Source organism: Allomuricauda sp. R78024 (assembly GCF_044596045.1).
GTDB lineage: Bacteria > Bacteroidota > Bacteroidia > Flavobacteriales > Flavobacteriaceae > Flagellimonas.
In genome coordinates, this window is the sequence record NZ_CP138995.1 from 3295521 (window position 1) to 3313860 (window position 18340).

Below are 18340 nucleotides of genomic sequence, written 5' to 3' on the forward strand. Positions count from 1 at the left end.
AAAACTAAATTCAATTTGTAAATGATTTAAAAGTTTTAAAAGATGAAAAAAGCAAGTATCCTTATGATAATAGGCCCTTTGTTTCTTTTAGGGTTATACATTTTTCCTTTGTGGAACATTATGTTGGGTGCACCTCAATATCCAGAACCTTTAGGAATGAATATCCATATAGATGGTATTCGCGACGCCAACGAGTTTGACTTGCAAAATATAGATGGCCTTAACCACTATATAGGCATGCGAAAATTACCAAAACCAGAAGAAATGTGGGAGTTTAGTGCCTTTCCATTGGTTATTGGCGGAATGGTATTTTTAGGTTTGGTCATTGGTATACTGGGGTATTTTAAAAAAGTTGGCTATCAGTGGTTCATGGGTTGGTTTGTGCTAATGTCCGTTTTGGGAGTTCTGGGCATGTATGATTTTAATGCATGGATGGTAGATTACGGAACCAATCTGGACCCCAACGCCATTATGAAACTTGCCAATCCTGATGGTACACCAATGAGCTACAAACCCCCTTTATTTGGGCATGCAAAAATGCTGAATTTTGATGTTACCTCCTTACCTTCAACAGGTGCTTGGATGATGTTTACTGGGATGATGCTAATTTTGACTGCCTTCTTCTTGGGTTGGAAGACTCATAAATCAAAAAAGACAGAAAAATCTTAAACCACAGCAAACTAATGAAACAGTATTTTATCATTTTCGGTTTTATATTAATGCTTTCAATATCTTCCTGTAATATTGGGCCAAAACCCATTAATTACGGTAGTGATGGGTGCCATTTTTGTAGCATGACCATTGTGGACAAACAACATGCCGCCCAATTTGTAACAAAAAAAGGGAAGGTATTTAAGTTTGATGCTGCTGAATGCATGATGAACCATTTACACGAAATTGATGAAACAACTGTTTCTATGTTTCTGGTCAATGATTATAATGCTCCTGGTGAGCTCATTGATGCCACTAAAGCCACTTATCTAATAAGTAAAAATATACCTAGCCCAATGGGCGAGTATTTAACGGCATTTGAAATAAAAGAAACAGCAGAGAAATCACAAACCGATAATGAAGGTGAACTTTTTACTTGGGAGGAATTAAGCAATAGGTTTAAAATTAAAACGGGTAAATAAACAGTTTTAGAATGAAAGAGGTCATTAGGGATTTGAAAATGGACGAGTGCCTTGAACTACTTGGTGAAAACTATATAGGACGTTTAGGTTTTATAGCAAGATCAAGCCCTTATATTACCCCTATAACTTATTTTTATGATGCGGAAGAGAAAAGTATACTGAGCTATTCAACAGAGGGACTTAAAATAGATGCAATGCGAAAATTTCCGTCGGTCTCTTTACAAGTTGATGAAATTAGTACGATACAAAACTGGAAGTCTGTGTTAATACATGGAGAGTTTGAAGAGTTACAAGGAAGCACCGCAAAAAAATACCTTCGTAAGTTCTCTCTTGGGGTTCAAGAAACAATAGCCAAAAAAGTTCATGAAAGTCCTAAATTTATTAGTGATTTTTCAAGCAGGCTAAGTGAACGAAAGTTACCGATAGTGTACAGAATACATATAAATGATATATCCGGAAGGTATAGAGAGTAGCTGAGAAAATGATTTTTGCTATCAATTATTTTTTACTTAATTCAAAAACATTGAAATGTATACCGTTAAAGACACTATAAAAAATCAAGAATTCCATAAACTCAAAGTTGAGAAACTTGCAAAGACAAATACTATAGAAATATTAAGTATTAGTTTGGAAAAAGATGTAATCTTCCCAGAACACACCTCCCCTACTGATGCACAATTAATTGTACTGGAAGGGGACATAAATTTTCATATTCAAGGTAGAACTTTTCATATAACAGAACAGCAAGATTTTAGTTTTCCAAAAGAAATAGCACATTGGGTCAAAGCAAATGAAAATTCAAAATTTTTGATCATCAGATAATGAAATACCTAAACGGACTATTAGTTATCATATTTCTATTTTCGGGGCATTGCCTTTCTGCAAAAACTATTTCCGTGTGTTCCTCTTGTAAAATAAAATCTATTAAAGAGGGTATTAAAGTTGCTGATGAATTCGATACTCTTTTAATCAAAAAGGGAACATACAAAGAGTTCAATATTCTTATTGATAAACCTTTGACATTGTTAGGTGATAAATTTCCGGTAATTGATGGTGAAGATCAAGGTGAAATCATTAGAATTACTTCTGACAACGTCACAATTGATGGCCTTTTTATCATCAATGTTGGAACAAGCTACACCTCTGACTATGCTGCTATTCGTGTTGTGAAGAGTGAAAACTTCCTCATTCAAAATGTAGTGCTGGAAAAACTGTTTTTTGGTATCTACTTGGAAAAATCAAACAACGGAAAGGTGTACCATAACAAAATCATAGGTGATGCTGTTGACGAGTATAATTCAGGAAACGGAATTCAGCTTTGGTACTCAAAAAATGTAGAGGTAGACCGTAATATCGTTCAAGGAGTGCGTGATGGTATTTACTTGGAGTTTTCAGACAATATTACAATCAATAACAATATTAGCACCAACAACCTTAGATATGGACTGCATTTTATGTTCTCAGATGATGACACCTACACCAACAACACCTTTGAAAACAATGGCGCTGGAGTTGCGGTCATGTTTTCAAAAAGAATAAAAATGATAGGTAATACTTTCAAGAAAAATTGGGGTACCGCCGCTTTTGGCATGTTGTTGAAAGAAATAAACGATGCAGAAATATCTGGGAACACTTTTGAGGAAAACACCATAGGAATTAACATAGAAGGCTCAAATAGAATCAATTACAAAAACAATAATTTTATTAAAAACGGGTGGGCAATCAAAGTATTGGGAGCATGCTATACCAACACCTTCACAAAAAATAATTTTCTATACAACTCTTTTGATATCTCTTATAACAGTAAGCTTAACGACAATGTCTTTGACCAAAATTACTGGAGCAATTATACAGGTTATGATTTGGATAAAAATGGTATTGGAGATGTCCCCTACAGACCTGTAAAGTTATTCTCGTATATAGTTAACAGAACCCCAGAAACTATTGTACTCCTGCGGAGTCTGTTCATGGATATCATTGATTTCTCTGAAAAAGTTTCACCTGTTTTCACGCCAGATAATCTTCTGGATGCAAATCCACTAATGAAAAGAACAAAATGATTCAAGTAGAGAACTTACATAAAAAGTTTAGTAAGAATCAAGTCCTATCAGGATTGGATTTAAACATTCAAAAAGGAGGAATCTTCGCTATTTTAGGACCCAATGGCTCAGGAAAGACCACACTGATAAAGATTATTTTAGGCATGGTCATAGCAGACAAAGGAGTCGTTTCCGTCTTTGGGAAACCAGTTAAAAACAAATGGAAGTATCGCCAAGAAATAGAATACCTTCCTCAGATCGCAAATTTTCCCAGTAACCTGAGAGTAAGGGAACTCATTAGAATGATAAAGGACTTGCGTCAACAAACTAGTGAAGAAGAGCGACTAATTGACTTGTTTGGCATAGCACCTTTTCTTGATAAAAAATTGGCCACACTTTCAGGTGGCACAAAACAAAAGGTAAACATTGTCTTAGCATTTATGTTTGACAGTCCTTTAATAATCCTTGATGAACCAACTACGGGTTTGGACCCTGCTGCTTTAATTAGTTTGAAAGAACTCATTCAAAAAGAAAAACAAAAAGGCAAGACCATTCTTGTCACCAGCCACATTATGCAATTTGTGGAAGAGGTTGCAGATGAAATTGTTTACCTGCTGGAAGGTAAGATTTATTTTAAGGGAAGAATCTCAGAACTTATGGAAAAGACATCCCAAACTGATTTTGAACATGCCATAGCGGCCATAGCAACTAAGGTGACCAATGCTTAAAATTCTAAAATATAGCTTTTACGATTTAATGCGAAGCCGATGGAGCTATGTATATTTTCTGTTTTACCTGGCCTTGGGCTTTGTGCTTCTATTTTTGAACAATGATGTATCCAAAGCTGTGATAACGCTTATGAATGTAATCATTGTACTGGTACCCTTGATTGGGACCATTTTCGGTGTAATGTACTATTACGACTCCAAAGAATTTACAGAACTTTTATTGGCGCAACCTATTAAACGCTCCTCTATTTTTCTAGGGCAGTACCTTGGTGTTGCATGCTCTTTGACCTTAAGTCTTGTCTTGGGATTAGGCATTCCGTTTCTTCTTTATGGTCTCTTTAGGAGTGATGTTATTTTCGATTTTTCATTGTTACTTGTTACTGGAGCATTCTTAACGCTCATATTTACAGCGATAGCTTTTAATATTGCCTTATCGAACGAAAACAAAATAAAAGGTTTTGGGTATGCAGTATTGGCATGGCTGTTTTTAGCTGTTGTTTATGATGGCTTGTTTTTAATGTCACTAATTATTTTTGAAGAATACCCGCTTGATTCATTTTCATTGGCGGCTACTATGCTAAATCCCATTGACCTCTCAAGAACACTAATCCTCTTAAAACTGGACATCTCTGCACTACTAGGCTATACAGGTGCTGTCTTCAAACAATTTTTTGGAACAAATACCGGTTTGATCATTTCTATTCTCATGCTTTTATTATGGACAATACTGCCTATTAGTAGGTTAGCATACAAAGCAAAAAGAAAGGATTTCTAATATCATTTTAGTCTTACGGTCTCCCTTACTTATCACTATAGGGAATTAAAATCGTAACACGATAAAATCTTCAAAAGGAATAGTTGAAAAAAACATTAATTTGACGAATTCCACTCCTTTTTTGTCATTTGTTTATGTTTTATCACCAAATAGCTAAAAAACAATAAATGCTCCTACATTATTTCATATTTTGCTAGTATAATCATATAACCGATGCAAATAATTGAATCTTCCCAAGTCTACGATGTTATAATAGTAGGTTCAGGGGCCGGTGGAGGAATGGCCACTAAAATATTATCAGAAGCGGGCTTAAAGGTTGCTGTTGTTGAAGCCGGGCCATTTTTTGATCCAGCAGACCCAGAGCAAATGACCCAAATGAAATGGCCCTATGAGTCACCCAGACGAGGCGCAAACACGGTTAGACCATTTGGTGATTTTGATTCTGCCTATGGCGGTTGGGAGATTGAAGGAGAACCATACACCAATGCAGAGGGCAGTGATTTTAATTGGTTTCGCTCAAGAATGCTTGGTGGAAGAACCAATCATTGGGGAAGAATTTCCCTTCGTTTTGGTCCTAAAGATTTTAAACGAAAAGACCAAGATGGCCTGGGTGACAATTGGCCAATTGGTTATGAAGATGTAAAACCATATTATGATAAAGTAGATAAACTAATTGGTGTATTTGGCACCAATGAAGGTTTGCCCAATGATCCTGATGGTTTTTTTCTGCCTCCTCCAAAACCAAGGCTTCATGAACTTTTTTATATTAAGGGAGCTAGAAAATCCAATATTCCGGTCTTTCCGTCAAGAATGTCCATGCTCACTAAAAAAATTAATAACGATAGGGGCGTATGCTTTTATTGTGGTCAATGTTCAAGGGCTTGCCAGGTTTATGCCGATTTTTCTGCGGGGACTTGCTTAATATTTCCAGCTCAAAAAAATGGGGGCCAAATAGACCTTTTTGTCAATTGTATGGTAAGGGAAGTGACCACGGACGAAGAAGGAAAAGCTACTGGGGTTTCCTATATAAATAAAGAAGATAGAAAAGAATATAAGTTAAAAGGTAAGATAGTAGTTTTGGCGGCTTCTGCCTGTAGTTCTGCTAGGATATTGCTCAACTCAAAAAGTGCGCAACACCCTAATGGTCTGGGTAACAGCAGCGATATTGTAGGTAAATATCTTCATGATTCTACAGGAGCCGGTAGAGCAGCATTTGTTCCTGATTTAATGAATAGAGAAATTTACAACGAAGATGGCGTTGGCGGTATGCACGTTTATACTCCTTGGTGGTTAGATAACAAAAAACTGGATTTCCCAAGAGGATATCATATTGAAATTTGGGGTGGTATGGGAATGCCTAGTTATGGTTTTGGCTTCAACCCCAATTTGTTCAACCAATTCTTTAATCTAAAAGTGGGAGGATATGGAAATAGCCTACGTAAAGACATAAAAAAATATTATGGCTCTGTGCTTGGTTTTTCAGGTAGAGGGGAATCCATCCCGCAGGAAAACAATTATTGTGAAATTGACAACACTACCGTAGATGAGTTTGGGATTCCAGTGTTAAAGTTCAATTATCAATGGACGGATCACGAAGTGAAGCAGGTAAAACATATGCATGATACTTTTGAAGAAATTTTTCATAATATAGGTGCAGTACCATTGGGCGATAAACCTGGAAAGGAACAAAATCATGGCATACTAGCTCCAGGAAAGATTATTCATGAGGTAGGAACAACCCGTATGGGAGACAACAACAAGACTTCGGTTGTCAATAAATACCAACAACTACATGATGCAAAAAATGTTTTTATAGTGGATGCAGGTCCCTTTGTCTCGCAAGCAGACAAAAATCCAACTTGGACAATTTTGGCGCTCTCATGGAGAACTTCAGATTATATAGTGGAACAACTTAAACAGCAAAACATCTAGGCAATGGATAGAAGAAAAAGTTTAAAATCAATTTTACTTGGTGGAGTGGCCAGCGGATTGGCTATTCACGGTTGCAATCCAAAACCTGCAGAGACTGTTGATGAACTTATACCTGCTGAAAAAAATATTTATGGCAGAACTCCAAAGGAGAAAAAGTTAGATAAAGAATTACATGCCAAGGCTTTTTTCAACGAACATGAAATGAATACCATAAGTGTTCTTTGCAATTTAATTTTACCAGCTAATGAAAGGTTTGGCAGCACAACAGATGCAGAAGTTCCGGATTTAATTGAATTCATGGCCAAAGATATTCCAGAATTGCAAACTCCCCTACGTGGTGGTCTTATGTGGCTTGATCATAAATGTAATACAGATTTCAACCTAATGTTTAAATCCGCATCTGAAGAACAGCAAAAATCTATTTTAGATACAATTGCCTATCCAGATGCAGCCGTACCTGAAGAAGAACATCCATTGGAAATACAGTTTTTTTCTTTGATGAGAAATTTAACCCTAACAGGATATTACACTTCAAAAATAGGCATTGAAGAGCTGGGTTATAAAGGGAATATGCCCAATGTTTGGAATGGTGTTCCAGAAGAAGTACTAGCGCAACATAATGTAGCTTATGATGATGATTGGCTGGCAAAATGTGTAGACCAAAGCAAGAGAGGTACTATAGCGGAATGGGATGAAAATGGAAACTTATTGACCTAACTATGCCTTATTAAAATCGAGAAGATTGAATAACACTGATTTCTCAAGTTCGAAAAAACAATCTCACTTGGTTTGGAACATAAATTTTACCGATATTTGTCTTCAAATTTACCATCCTTTTTTAGGTACTAAAAGTTAAGTCTAAGACTTAACTTTATTTGTTTTCAATCCTAAAACTTGCCCACGTGGTGGAATTGGTAGACACGCTACCTTGAGGGGGTAGTGTTCGAAAGGACGTGCTGGTTCGACTCCAGTCGTGGGCACAAAACCGCATTTAATTGCGGTTTTTTTGTTTGGCCTTGTTTTTCCAAAAACTTCTAGATTAGCTAAGCAAAGTCATACTCATTGCTTAAACTCTTTCAAATTTTATAGGTATAAATTAGGCCAACTACTTTAAAATTGTAAATTTGTTTAACGTTTATATTCAAAAGATGAACAATGTGAAAAAGTCCTTCAGTATTCGAGATATGGAAAACCTTTCTGGAATTAAGGCACATACCATACGAATTTGGGAAAAAAGATATAATTTGTTTACACCTGAAAGGACTACCACAAACATAAGGACATATAGTTTGGGTAGTTTACAAAAGCTATTGAATATTACTTTGCTCTATAATAGTGGTTATAAAATCTCTAAAATAGCCAAATTAGAAGACACCAATATACCAGTAATGGTCAGGGAAATCGTTTCAAATAATAGCGAAAAAAGTCATGCCATCAATGCGTTTAAGCTGGCCATGATTAATTTTGACCAAACACTGTTTCTAAACACATACAATAGCCTATTATCTGAAAGATCATTCAGAGATATCTTCAATGAAGTATTTATTCCGTTGTTGAATGAACTTGGACTTTTATGGCAAACGGACACCATTAGCCCTGCCCATGAACATTTTATCACTCATTTAATCAAGCAAAAAATATATATCAATACGGAGAAGCTTCAAATGGTTGAGCCTACCCAAAAGGATAAGGTATTTACGCTCTTTTTACCAGAAAATGAAATACATGAAATTGGGTTACTGTATCTCAATTATGAAATTACCTTAAGGGGCTATAAATCTATCTACCTTGGTCAGACTATGCCTATTGAAAGTTTGGTGGATTTGCTTAAATACTACAGCAATGTGCACTTTGTATCTTACTTTACGGTTTCACCAACAAAAGATGACTTAACTTCTTATTTTCACAAATTTTCCAAGACCTTAAACATGTCTGGTAATTCTAAACTTTTTGTTCTAGGACATCAAATTCAATATGTTTCTCAGGACGAACTTCCAACCTATGTAAAGACCTTTAATTCCATTGAGCACCTTATGGATTCTCTTTGATGAACCCCTAACCTACTAAAATGAAAAATGCTATTGTAATCGGTTCTGGATTTTCTTCGCTTTCAGCTTCTTGCTACTTGGCTAAGGCCGGATTTAGTGTTACAATTTTTGAAAAAAACAGTACCGTTGGTGGTAGAGCAAGGCAATTGATCAAAGATGGGTTTACTTTTGATATTGGGCCCAGTTGGTACTGGATGCCCGATATTTTTGACAAGTTCTTTGCGGATTTTGATAAGAAAACTTCGGATTACTATCAATTGGACAAGTTGAGTCCTGCGTACAAAATCTTTTTTGATGATGATGTAATTACCATAGGAGATTGCATGGATAAAATATGTGAAGAATTTGAAAGGATTGAACCTGGTAGTGGACCGCACCTCAAGAACTTCATTGGTAAGGCGCAGAAAAATTATGACATTGCCATCAATAAAGTTGTTTTACGTCCCGGCCTATCACCTCTAGAATTGGTGACTAAAGAAACGGTTCTTAGAGTTGATCAATTCTTTAAAACAATAAGCCAAGAAGTCCGTAAACGCTTTAAAAATCCAAAGTTGATTTCAACGCTAGAGTTTCCAGTGCTTTTTTTAGGTGCTAAACCAAGTAAGACCCCTTCCTTTTATAGCTTTATGAATTTTGCCGACTTTGGATTGGGAACATGGCACCCAAAAGGAGGCATGTACGAAATTATAAAAGCCATGAAGAACCTAGCCGAAGAATTGGGAGTAAAGTTCTGCACAAATTGCGCAGTGGATAAAATTCTTGTTTCTGATGGAAAAGCATCAGGAATAAACACTAATGGTGAAAATTTTGAGGCTGATGTCGTAATCAGTGGTGCAGATTACCATCATTCCGAAACACTTTTAGATAAAAACTATAGACAATACTCTGAAACCTATTGGGACAAGAAAACCTATGCCCCTTCCTCTCTCCTCTTCTACATAGGTTTCTCTAAAAAGCTAAAAAATATTGAACACCACAATCTGTTTTTCGACACAGATTTTGAAAAACATGCACAGGAAATTTACGATGACCCGCAATGGCCGAGCAATCCATTGTTCTATGCAAATTTTCCTTCAGTAACAGATTCTTCAATGGCTCCAAAAGATTATGAGACTGGCTTTTTTCTGGTTCCAATAGCTCCAGGCCTTGAAGATACTCCACAATTAAGGTCCCAATATTTTGATATTATCATAGACAGATTCGAAAAGCGTACAGGACAGGATGTGAAAAATTTCATTATCTTCAAAGAGAGTTTCTGTGTGAATGACTTTATTGAGCAATACAATTCTTATAAAGGTAATGCCTATGGCATGGCAAATACACTACGGCAAACCGCTTTTTTAAGACCCAACCTCAAAAGTAGCAAAGTAAAAAATTTGTTTTTTACAGGTCAGTTGACTGTTCCAGGTCCCGGTGTTCCACCATCTTTAATTTCAGGAAAATTAGTATCTGACTTGATAACCAAAAAAAACTTAGCCAGATGAAAACTATTTTTGATAGCGTATCCTATAGTTGTAGCAAAATTGTAACAGAAACTTACAGTACTTCGTTCTCTTTGGCCACAAAAATGTTATCTACCTCTATACGAGCGGATATTTATAACATTTATGGGTTTGTTCGTTTTGCTGATGAGATTGTAGATACTTTTCATGACTATAACAAAAAAGAGCTTTTTGAGAATTTTGAAAAAGCAATGGAAGATGCTATAGCAAACAGAATCAGCTTGAACCCTATTCTCAATTCTTTTCAGAACACCTATCATAAATATGATATTCCGCATCATTTGATTGAAGCTTTCATGAAAAGTATGCGAATGGACCTCTCTAAGAAAAAGTATAACACTTTTGAAGAGTATCAAGAGTACATTTATGGTTCTGCCGATGTGGTTGGCTTAATGTGTCTTTGTGTTTTCGTCAATGGGGATAAAGAAAAGTATGAAGACCTAAAAGTACCGGCAATGGCACTGGGTTCAGCTTTTCAAAAGGTAAATTTTCTACGTGATTTAAAAGCGGATTATGAAGTTCTGGATCGCACTTATTTCCCAAACACAAATCTGATGGAGTTGGATGAAACTTCCAAAAAAAGAATTGTAGACGAGATAAAGGCTGACTTCTCCGTAGGTTACACCGGTATAGTGAAACTGCCAGATGAAGCAAAGTTTGGGGTCTATACTGCCTATAAATATTATAATAAACTTCTTAAAAAGTTGCAAAGCACGCCACCTCTTGAAATAAAAAATACGCGGATTCGCGTTTCAAATTATCAAAAATTCGGACTTTTGGCACAGTCCTATGTTAATTATAAACTACAACTCTTCTAAATGAAAGTGGCACTTTGGATTCTTATCTTTTTTGGAACTTTTTCCATAATGGAATTTATGGCTTGGTTTACACATAAATATGTAATGCATGGTTTTTTATGGAGTCTACATAAAGATCACCATAAAAAAGACCATGACTCATGGTTTGAAAGAAACGATGCATTCTTCATTTTTTATGCAATTGTAAGTATGGTTTGTTTTTATTTAGGAGCGGAAACCAGTTTTTGGTACGGCTGGCCTCTCGGTTTTGGTATTCTAGCCTATGGTATTGCCTATTTCTTTGTTCATGACATTTTTATACATCAACGTTTTAAAATGTTTAGAAATGCCAATAACTGGTATGCAAGGGGAGTTAGAAGAGCTCATAAAATACACCACAAACATTTGGGCAAAGAAAAAGGAGAATGCTTTGGGATGCTGTTTGTTCCCTTCAAATACTTTAAAAAGGCCTAGATAATACCTTATTCCAGCAAAAGCTCATCCAATACATTTCTTGTGCTTGCAGAATTCCAGTCTGCCACCCCTTTCTCGGCAATCACTAACTGCCCAGATTTACTTAAAATATAGGTTGCAGGTATACTTTTAGACACCAATAACTCAGGCGTTTTGGATGCTTCAAAATAGACCGGTAATTGATAGTTTTTCTTTTCAAGGAAAGTGGTCACTTTATTTTTTTTATCATTGGCAACAAAAGCAAAAACTACCTCGTCTTTATAATCTTTGTGCAATGCCACTAAGCTAGGAAGTTCAGCAACACATGGTGGGCACCAAGTAGCCCAAAGGTTTACAACAACTACTCTTCCTTTACTTGATTCAAAATCAAATCTATTTCCATCCAAATCAACAAGGTCCCAATCATAATTTTTGAGCGTTTTCCTTTCCTCAACTTTAATAACAGAAGCACTGGTTGAGAAGAGCTTACCTACAAAAACACGAAGATGAAAACCTACCGGAGTAAACAAAATGAGAATAATGGCCAATATCCAAATACCATTACCAATCCGTTCTTTGGAAAGTTTCATTCTTATTTAGCAATTAGTTTATCCAAGAGGTTATATACTTTTGAAGAGTCCCAATCCGCTATTTTTTGTTTATAGATTACTATGTTCCCAGATTTATCTATTAAATAAGAAGAAGGAACCTCATCAGGATTAATAGGTGTCTTTTCGCCAATTATCAAATAGGTTACAGGGAATGTGAACCCATGCTTTTCCATAAACTCTTCTACAGGCGGTCTATTTTCGTTAGTAATGATATAGAAGTCTATTTTACCCTGGTACTTATCATACATACTTTGAATACTTGACAATTCCGCCTCACACGGTAATCGCCATGAAGCCCAAAGGTTAATAAAAACTACGTTTCCTTTAGATTTTTTAAAGTTGAAAAAATTCCAGTCTGCATCTTTTAACTTCCAATCATAATCTGCTATTTTTTCCCTGTTTGCCTCTTCTATGACCGGTGGAGAGAATGAAAATAATCGATTCAATAAAATCTTACCATAATGTCCCATCGGCGTGACAAAGAATGAAAGTATAAAAAGCATCACAGCAATGTTCAATATGGTCTTTTTATTAATCTTCATGTATTATGGTTTTATTAAAACTAAAAACTCCTGATGCAATATCAGGAGTTTTTTTAACTATATCTCTATATAGATTTATGCATTTTCTTTTTTAATCACATTTAGAGCAGAACCTTCATTGAACCATTCAATTTGTGATTGGTTATAGGTATGATTTGCCATAATGTTATCGACGCTACCATCTGCATGCACAACTTCCAATGTTAGTTGTTTGCCAGGAGCAAAATCCTTAATATCTATAAAGTTGAATGTATCGTCCTCCTGAATTAAATCATAATCATTCTCATTAGCGAAAGTCAAACCTAACATTCCTTGCTTCTTAAGGTTAGTCTCATGGATTCTAGCAAAAGACTTAACCAATACTGCAGCAACACCTAAATGTCTAGGTTGCATAGCTGCATGTTCTCTTGAAGAGCCTTCACCATAGTTGTGGTCTCCAACAACAATAGTCTTAATGCCTTCTTTTTTATATGCCCGCTGCGCATCAGGAACAGCAACATATTCACCTGTCAACTGATTTTTAACAAAATTGGTCTGCTTGTTAAAAGCGTTAACCGCTCCTATCAAAGTGTTGTTGGCTATATTATCCAAATGTCCTCTGTAGCGCAACCAAGGTCCAGCCATGGAGATATGGTCCGTGGTACATTTTCCAAATGGCTTAATCAATAATTTTACACCTTGAAGACTTTCTGCTGTAATTGGAACAAAAGGTTCCAAAAGTTGCAAACGTTCAGATGTTGGTGAAACAACAACTTGTACTCCACTACCATCTTCCATGGGAGCAATGAAACCAGCATCTTCCACTGCAAAACCTTCGGGTGGCAATTCATACCCACGTGGTTCTGCCAACATCACTTCTTCCCCATCTTCATTGATTAGTTTGTCAGTAATTGGATTAAAATCCAACCTTCCCGCTATGGCAATAGCAGTGACTAATTCCGGAGAGCCTACAAAAGCAAGCGTGTTAGGGTTTCCATCTGCACGTTTGGCAAAGTTTCTATTAAATGAATGGACAATTGTATTTCTTGGTCCATCTGCTGCTTTGTCACCATAACGGTCCCACATTCCAATACAAGGCCCACATGCATTTGCAAAAACCGTTGCCCCTACGTTATTGAACGTATCAATAAAGCCATCACGTTCAATGGTATAGCGTACTTGCTCTGAACCTGGAGTTATTGTAAACTCAGACTTCATCTTCAGGTTTTTGTCAGAAACTTGTTTTGCTAAAGATGCAGCTCTAGAAATATCTTCGTAAGAAGAGTTGGTGCAGGAACCTATCAAACCAACCTCAACATTTAAAGGCCAATCATTTGCTTTTGCCGCTTCATTCATTTTAGAAATTGGCGTTGCCAGGTCTGGTGTAAAAGGTCCATTCAAATGTGGCTCCAAAGTATCCAAATTGATCTCTATCAACTGGTCAAAATATTTTTCTGGATCCGCATATACTTCTGCATCCGCAGTTAGGTGCTCTTTTACTTCCAAAGCAGCATCAGCAACATCAGCACGATCCGTTGCTCTTAAATATCTATCCATGGACTCGTCATAACCAAATGTAGACGTAGTGGCACCTACTTCGGCTCCCATATTGCAAATGGTACCTTTTCCTGTGCAGGACATTGATGTAGCGCCTTCGCCAAAATATTCAACAATGGCTCCTGTTCCACCCTTAGCGGTAAGGATATCTGCTACTTTTAAGATTACATCTTTAGGGGCAGTCCATCCAGATAGTTTTCCTGTTAGCTTTACGCCAATCAGTTTTGGAAATTTTAGTTCCCATGCCATACCAGCCATTACATCCACAGCATCAGCTCCACCAACGCCAATAGCAACCATTCCCAATCCACCAGCATTTACTGTATGAGAATCAGTTCCTATCATCATTCCACCTGGGAACGCATAATTTTCCAATACTACTTGGTGAATTATTCCAGCTCCTGGTTTCCAAAAGCCAATACCGTATTTATTTGAAACGGATTCTAGAAAGTCAAAAACCTCGTTACTAGTCTCGTTTGCTCGTTTTAAATCTGTTTTTGCGTCAACCTTAGCTTGTATCAAGTGATCACAATGTACCGTAGTCGGCACTGCTACCTTAGGTTTACCTGCATGCATAAATTGCAATAGGGCCATTTGCGCCGTAGCATCTTGGCAAGCTACTCTATCCGGGGCAAAATCAACATAATCCTTACCTCTTGAAAATTGTTTACTGGGTGTTCCTTCCCATAAATGAGAGTATAATATTTTCTCTGAAAGGGTTAAAGGTCTTCCTACTAGTTCACGGGCCTTCTCTATACGCTCCCCCATTGAAGCGTAAACACCCTTAATCATGTCAATGTCAAATGCCATTCTACAATTGGATTTTAAGATTTCAGTAATTCGGTAAATTTAGTGAAATACCTACGATTTAGGAATTAGAATTACCCTAAATAAGTCGGAATGATTTGATATTTATAACAATTCTGAAATAATATTTTCTTCAGAAATGCCTTCCGCTTCTGCTTTGTAGTTTTTTAGAATCCTATGTCTAAGAATTCCCTTTGATATTGCTTTCACATCCTCAATGTCCGGAGAGAACTTTCCGTTGATTGCAGCGTGGGCTTTTGCCCCTAAAACTAAATTTTGTGATGCTCTTGGACCAGCTCCCCAATCTACATAGTTATTTATAAAGTCTGACGAATTTTCCATACCTGGACGCGTCTTATTGACCAACCTAACTGCATAATCAATTACGTTATCTGGTACCGGCACTCGGCGTACTAAATGTTGTACAGCGATAATTTCATCCGCATTAAAAAGCGTGTTTATCTCCATTGTTTCATCAGAAGTAGTGGATTTTACCACCTGCACTTCTTCAGCAATTGAAGGGTACGTTAGTTCTATAGCGAACATGAAACGGTCTAATTGCGCTTCTGGTAATGGGTATGTCCCTTCTTGTTCAATAGGGTTTTGGGTGGCAAGCACAAAATAAGGCATGTCCAGTTTATACTGCTGTCCGGCAATGGTCACCGCCCTTTCTTGCATCGCTTCTAAAAGTGCCGCCTGGGTCTTGGGTGGAGTTCTATTGATCTCATCAGCTAAAATGATATTACCAAAAACTGGACCCTTGATAAATTTAAAATTTCTGTTTTGATCTAACACTTCACTCCCCAAGATATCACTGGGCATTAAATCCGGAGTAAACTGTATTCTTTTGAAATCGAGTCCTAAGGTTTGGGCAATGGTATTTACCATTAAGGTTTTTGCCAGCCCTGGCACTCCTATTAAAAGTGAATGCCCACCTGTGTAAATTGACAATAAGATTTGTTCGACCACCTTTTCTTGCCCAACAATAATCTTGGCAATCTCTTTCTTTAAGGCTTGATGTTTTTTTACAAGGTTTTCAACTGCAACAACGTCTGACATGCAATTATTCCTTTACCCATTTGTTTGCAAAATCGCAACCTCTGTTATCTGTGTTTACGTGGATGTAGGTATCATCTATGTGCTCATCCATCCAATCCTTAATGGCTTTGAATTGTTTTTCCCTAAGTGCCAACTCTTGGATTTTTAAATAATCCTTTGCAAAATCAGCCTTATGCTCATCGTAGCGATTGGAAATTTTCATTATCTTAAACTTAGGAGGTCCGCCTCTTTGATCGTCTTCCTTTAATGGTCTTGAAATCTCTTCGTCCTTTAAATTTCTAACTTGATTATATAGTGCAGGGTCCATTTTGGTAAGCTCAAAACGGGAATCAAAATTAATTGGATTACGCAGCAAACCACCATCAAACTTGGTCTCTTTTTCATCTGAAAAATTCAAAGCCGCATCTGCAAAAGTGTATTTACCATCTAAAATCTGTTGACGGATACTATCTAATTCTTTTACAGCTGTGTCCAAAGCAATTTGAGGTATTTCTGGAATCAACAAGATATGGCGCAAATCCAACTCTTGACCTCTTATCTTTTCAATGTATATAATATGATATCCAAAATCTGTTTCAAAAGGTTCAGAAATTTCTCCTTGTTGCAGACTAAAAGCAACATCTTTAAATTCTTTGACAAAAGGCGTTTCTCTGGTCATGCTGTAAAACCCACCTTTGGATTTTGAACCTGGATCTTGCGAATATAGAATGGCCTTAACGTTAAAACTGGCATCGTTTTCCAGAACGTCCTGTCTTATTTGATTTAACCTATCTACTACTTTTTGTTTTTCTTCATCCGGTGCGGTTGGCTGTTTTACAATCTGAGCTATCTCCAGCTCTGCGCCAAAGACCGGTCTTTCATCTTCTGGAATTTTATTGAAGAATTGACGCACTTCTTCAGGTGTAACTTCTATCTCCTCAACAATGCTACTCTGCATTTTTTCTGAAAGCATACGAAGTTTATTGATTTCGAAAAGTTCCGTTCTAAAACTTTCAACATCCGTCTTTTTATAAAATTTCAATACTTTTTCCATTGATCCCACTTGTGATACCAGCTGTTGCATTTGTCTATCACTTTGGGCATTTACTTGATCATCTGAAACCAACAAACTATCCTGTACTGCCTGATGCGCGTACAACCGATCTTCCATCAATTTACCTAAAAGACTACATCTTGTAATATCTTGCGTAGAGGCACCCTGGCTTTTTAAATCTATCAATGTTTTTTCAATATCAGAATCAAGAATCACATAATCCCCAATTACCGCCGATATACCGTCCAACTTCACTTTGTTCACAGAGCTTGTAGTGTCACTTTTCACCATAACAGCCTCGTCTGCATCCTGTGCTTGCAAAAATCCAAATGCAGCAAAAAATGCCAATACCAATAGTTTTTTATTCGTCTTTTTCATAAACCTCAAATTCATTCTTCTTTATAGCTTCATCAATAATCTCAGTTTCCAACTTCCTAACATAATCCAATCTCCTCCTATTTAAGATCAGTTGTCTTATGTCTGGAGAGACATATTCAAAAGGAGCTGTATCGTTGATTTCCAATACATCTGTCACCTTTCCCAAATATACCCCTAAGGAATCCTGTATTTCAAAAAATTGTGATTTTTTTAAGTACTTCTCCTCATTCATTGGTGTCATCGGGGGTATTACTTCCATAACCCTAGATGCTCCAACCCAAATGGAATCGTTAAAGTGTATTTTTTTAAATTGTACTGCCACAGAATCCAAATAGCGTTTATCTGCCTCTCCCCAATCTTTCATTCTAGTTATTACCTCATCCTTATCCAAAAACTGAGTTGGTAGGCCAACAAACCTAAGCTGTACCAATTTTTCATTTAGCTTAAAGTTTTCTTTCTCTTTCTCATAGTATTGTCTAAGTTGAGAAGTTGTAACAGCCGTGTCTTGTGCTTGTAGCACAAGTGCTTCTATATATGCCCTAGTGTACAAATCTGCACGGTAATCGGCAACCAAACGGTCAAATTCACTAAGTTTTTCTTCAGAAAGATTAATCCTAGATTTAGACAGTAACAACTGTTTGGAAGCCCAATTATTAATATAATTCGTTACAAATAGCGCACTGTCCTGGGCAGACATATCATCTCTAATAAAAGAAGTTAAGTCTTCTTTATACAAAAAAGAATCTCCCACTCTGGCCAAAGGTTCTTTTTCAACCTTCTTTTTAAAAAGGGAATCACATGAGGTGAAAACCAAAAGGCAAATTAAGATGAAGAGAAAAACTCTATTTTTTTGTAGAAAGGACATTCCGCAAAAATAACAATTACTTAAAGCCTTGCAAGAAGGTTTTGTTCTCATTAACAGATTTTTAGTAGGTTATTCAAATCATATAATTTATTACATTAGTAC

General features: G+C 36.6%; 19 protein-coding genes and 1 tRNA gene. 14 read left to right on the forward strand and 6 right to left on the reverse strand.

The features are described 5' to 3' along the window. The first annotated feature begins 42 nt into the window (after positions 1-42). The 14 genes from SJY44_RS14860 to SJY44_RS14925 all read left to right on the forward strand — a co-directional run bounded on the left by SJY44_RS14860 (position 43) and on the right by SJY44_RS14925 (position 11428). Complete coding sequence (locus SJY44_RS14860) at positions 43-669, forward strand: hypothetical protein (protein ID WP_396590329.1); 627 nt, start codon at positions 43-45, stop codon at positions 667-669. 14 nt (positions 670-683) lie between these two features. After that, entirely contained in the window at positions 684-1133 is a 450-nt protein-coding gene (locus SJY44_RS14865) for a nitrous oxide reductase accessory protein NosL (RefSeq protein WP_299169461.1), read from the forward strand. Between the two features lie 11 nt (positions 1134-1144). Beyond that, a complete protein-coding gene (locus SJY44_RS14870) occupies positions 1145-1606 on the forward strand; it encodes a pyridoxamine 5'-phosphate oxidase family protein (RefSeq protein WP_298930878.1) in 462 nt (153 codons plus the stop codon). 55 nt (positions 1607-1661) lie between these two features. Next, complete coding sequence (locus SJY44_RS14875; RefSeq protein WP_298930875.1) at positions 1662-1955, forward strand: hypothetical protein; 294 nt, start codon at positions 1662-1664, stop codon at positions 1953-1955. After that, positions 1955-3193, forward strand: coding sequence for a nitrous oxide reductase family maturation protein NosD (locus SJY44_RS14880; protein ID WP_298930873.1), 1239 nt, complete (start codon positions 1955-1957; stop codon positions 3191-3193). Before SJY44_RS14875 ends, SJY44_RS14880 begins: the two co-directional genes overlap by 1 nt. Continuing rightward, positions 3190-3900, forward strand: a complete 711-nt coding sequence (locus tag SJY44_RS14885; RefSeq protein WP_396590330.1) for an ABC transporter ATP-binding protein — start codon at positions 3190-3192, stop codon at positions 3898-3900. Before SJY44_RS14880 ends, SJY44_RS14885 begins: the two co-directional genes overlap by 4 nt. Then, the gene (locus tag SJY44_RS14890; protein ID WP_298930868.1) at positions 3893-4675 is read left to right on the forward strand and encodes an ABC-2 transporter permease; all 783 of its coding nucleotides are present in this window, start codon (positions 3893-3895) and stop codon (positions 4673-4675) included. Before SJY44_RS14885 ends, SJY44_RS14890 begins: the two co-directional genes overlap by 8 nt. Before the next feature lie 213 nt (positions 4676-4888). Next, positions 4889-6607: a GMC family oxidoreductase gene (locus SJY44_RS14895; protein ID WP_396590331.1), complete on the forward strand. Its 1719-nt coding sequence runs from the start codon at positions 4889-4891 to the stop codon at positions 6605-6607. A 3-nt stretch (positions 6608-6610) separates the two neighbouring features. Further along, entirely contained in the window at positions 6611-7324 is a 714-nt protein-coding gene (locus tag SJY44_RS14900; RefSeq protein WP_396590332.1) for a gluconate 2-dehydrogenase subunit 3 family protein, read from the forward strand. 179 nt (positions 7325-7503) lie between these two features. Continuing rightward, positions 7504-7587 (forward strand) — tRNA-Leu (locus SJY44_RS14905). A 168-nt stretch (positions 7588-7755) separates the two neighbouring features. Continuing rightward, entirely contained in the window at positions 7756-8655 is a 900-nt protein-coding gene (locus tag SJY44_RS14910) for a B12-binding domain-containing protein (protein ID WP_298930859.1), read from the forward strand. A gap of 20 nt (positions 8656-8675) precedes the next feature. After that, positions 8676-10139 carry a phytoene desaturase family protein gene (locus SJY44_RS14915; protein ID WP_396590333.1) on the forward strand — a complete coding sequence of 488 codons (1464 nt, stop codon included), beginning with the start codon at positions 8676-8678 and terminating at the stop codon, positions 10137-10139. Then, complete coding sequence (locus SJY44_RS14920) at positions 10136-10975, forward strand: phytoene/squalene synthase family protein (RefSeq protein ID WP_298930854.1); 840 nt, start codon at positions 10136-10138, stop codon at positions 10973-10975. Before SJY44_RS14915 ends, SJY44_RS14920 begins: the two co-directional genes overlap by 4 nt. Beyond that, a complete protein-coding gene (locus tag SJY44_RS14925) occupies positions 10976-11428 on the forward strand; it encodes a beta-carotene hydroxylase (RefSeq protein WP_396590334.1) in 453 nt (150 codons plus the stop codon). It abuts the gene before it with no gap. An 8-nt stretch (positions 11429-11436) separates the two neighbouring features. Here the strand turns inward: SJY44_RS14925 and SJY44_RS14930 are convergent, their stop codons facing one another. From SJY44_RS14930 to SJY44_RS14955, 6 genes are all read right to left on the reverse strand, one after another. Then, positions 11437-11997, reverse strand: coding sequence for a TlpA family protein disulfide reductase (locus SJY44_RS14930; protein ID WP_396590335.1), 561 nt, complete (start codon positions 11995-11997; stop codon positions 11437-11439). Positions 11998-11999: 2 nt separating this feature from the next. After that, positions 12000-12560 (reverse strand): TlpA family protein disulfide reductase, encoded by a 561-nt coding sequence (locus tag SJY44_RS14935; RefSeq protein WP_396590336.1) that lies wholly within the window; start codon positions 12558-12560, stop codon positions 12000-12002. 75 nt (positions 12561-12635) lie between these two features. Continuing rightward, positions 12636-14906, reverse strand: coding sequence for an aconitate hydratase (locus SJY44_RS14940; protein ID WP_396590337.1), 2271 nt, complete (start codon positions 14904-14906; stop codon positions 12636-12638). A gap of 102 nt (positions 14907-15008) precedes the next feature. After that, positions 15009-15962, reverse strand: coding sequence for an AAA family ATPase (locus SJY44_RS14945; protein ID WP_396590338.1), 954 nt, complete (start codon positions 15960-15962; stop codon positions 15009-15011). A 4-nt stretch (positions 15963-15966) separates the two neighbouring features. Beyond that, the gene (locus tag SJY44_RS14950) at positions 15967-17373 is read right to left on the reverse strand and encodes a peptidylprolyl isomerase (RefSeq protein ID WP_396590339.1); all 1407 of its coding nucleotides are present in this window, start codon (positions 17371-17373) and stop codon (positions 15967-15969) included. Continuing rightward, on the reverse strand, positions 17357-18289 hold the full coding sequence (locus SJY44_RS14955; protein ID WP_396590340.1) for a peptidyl-prolyl cis-trans isomerase: 933 nt from the start codon (positions 18287-18289) through the stop codon (positions 17357-17359). The genes SJY44_RS14950 and SJY44_RS14955 overlap by 17 nt, the downstream gene beginning before the upstream one ends. Positions 18290-18340 lie beyond the last annotated feature (51 nt).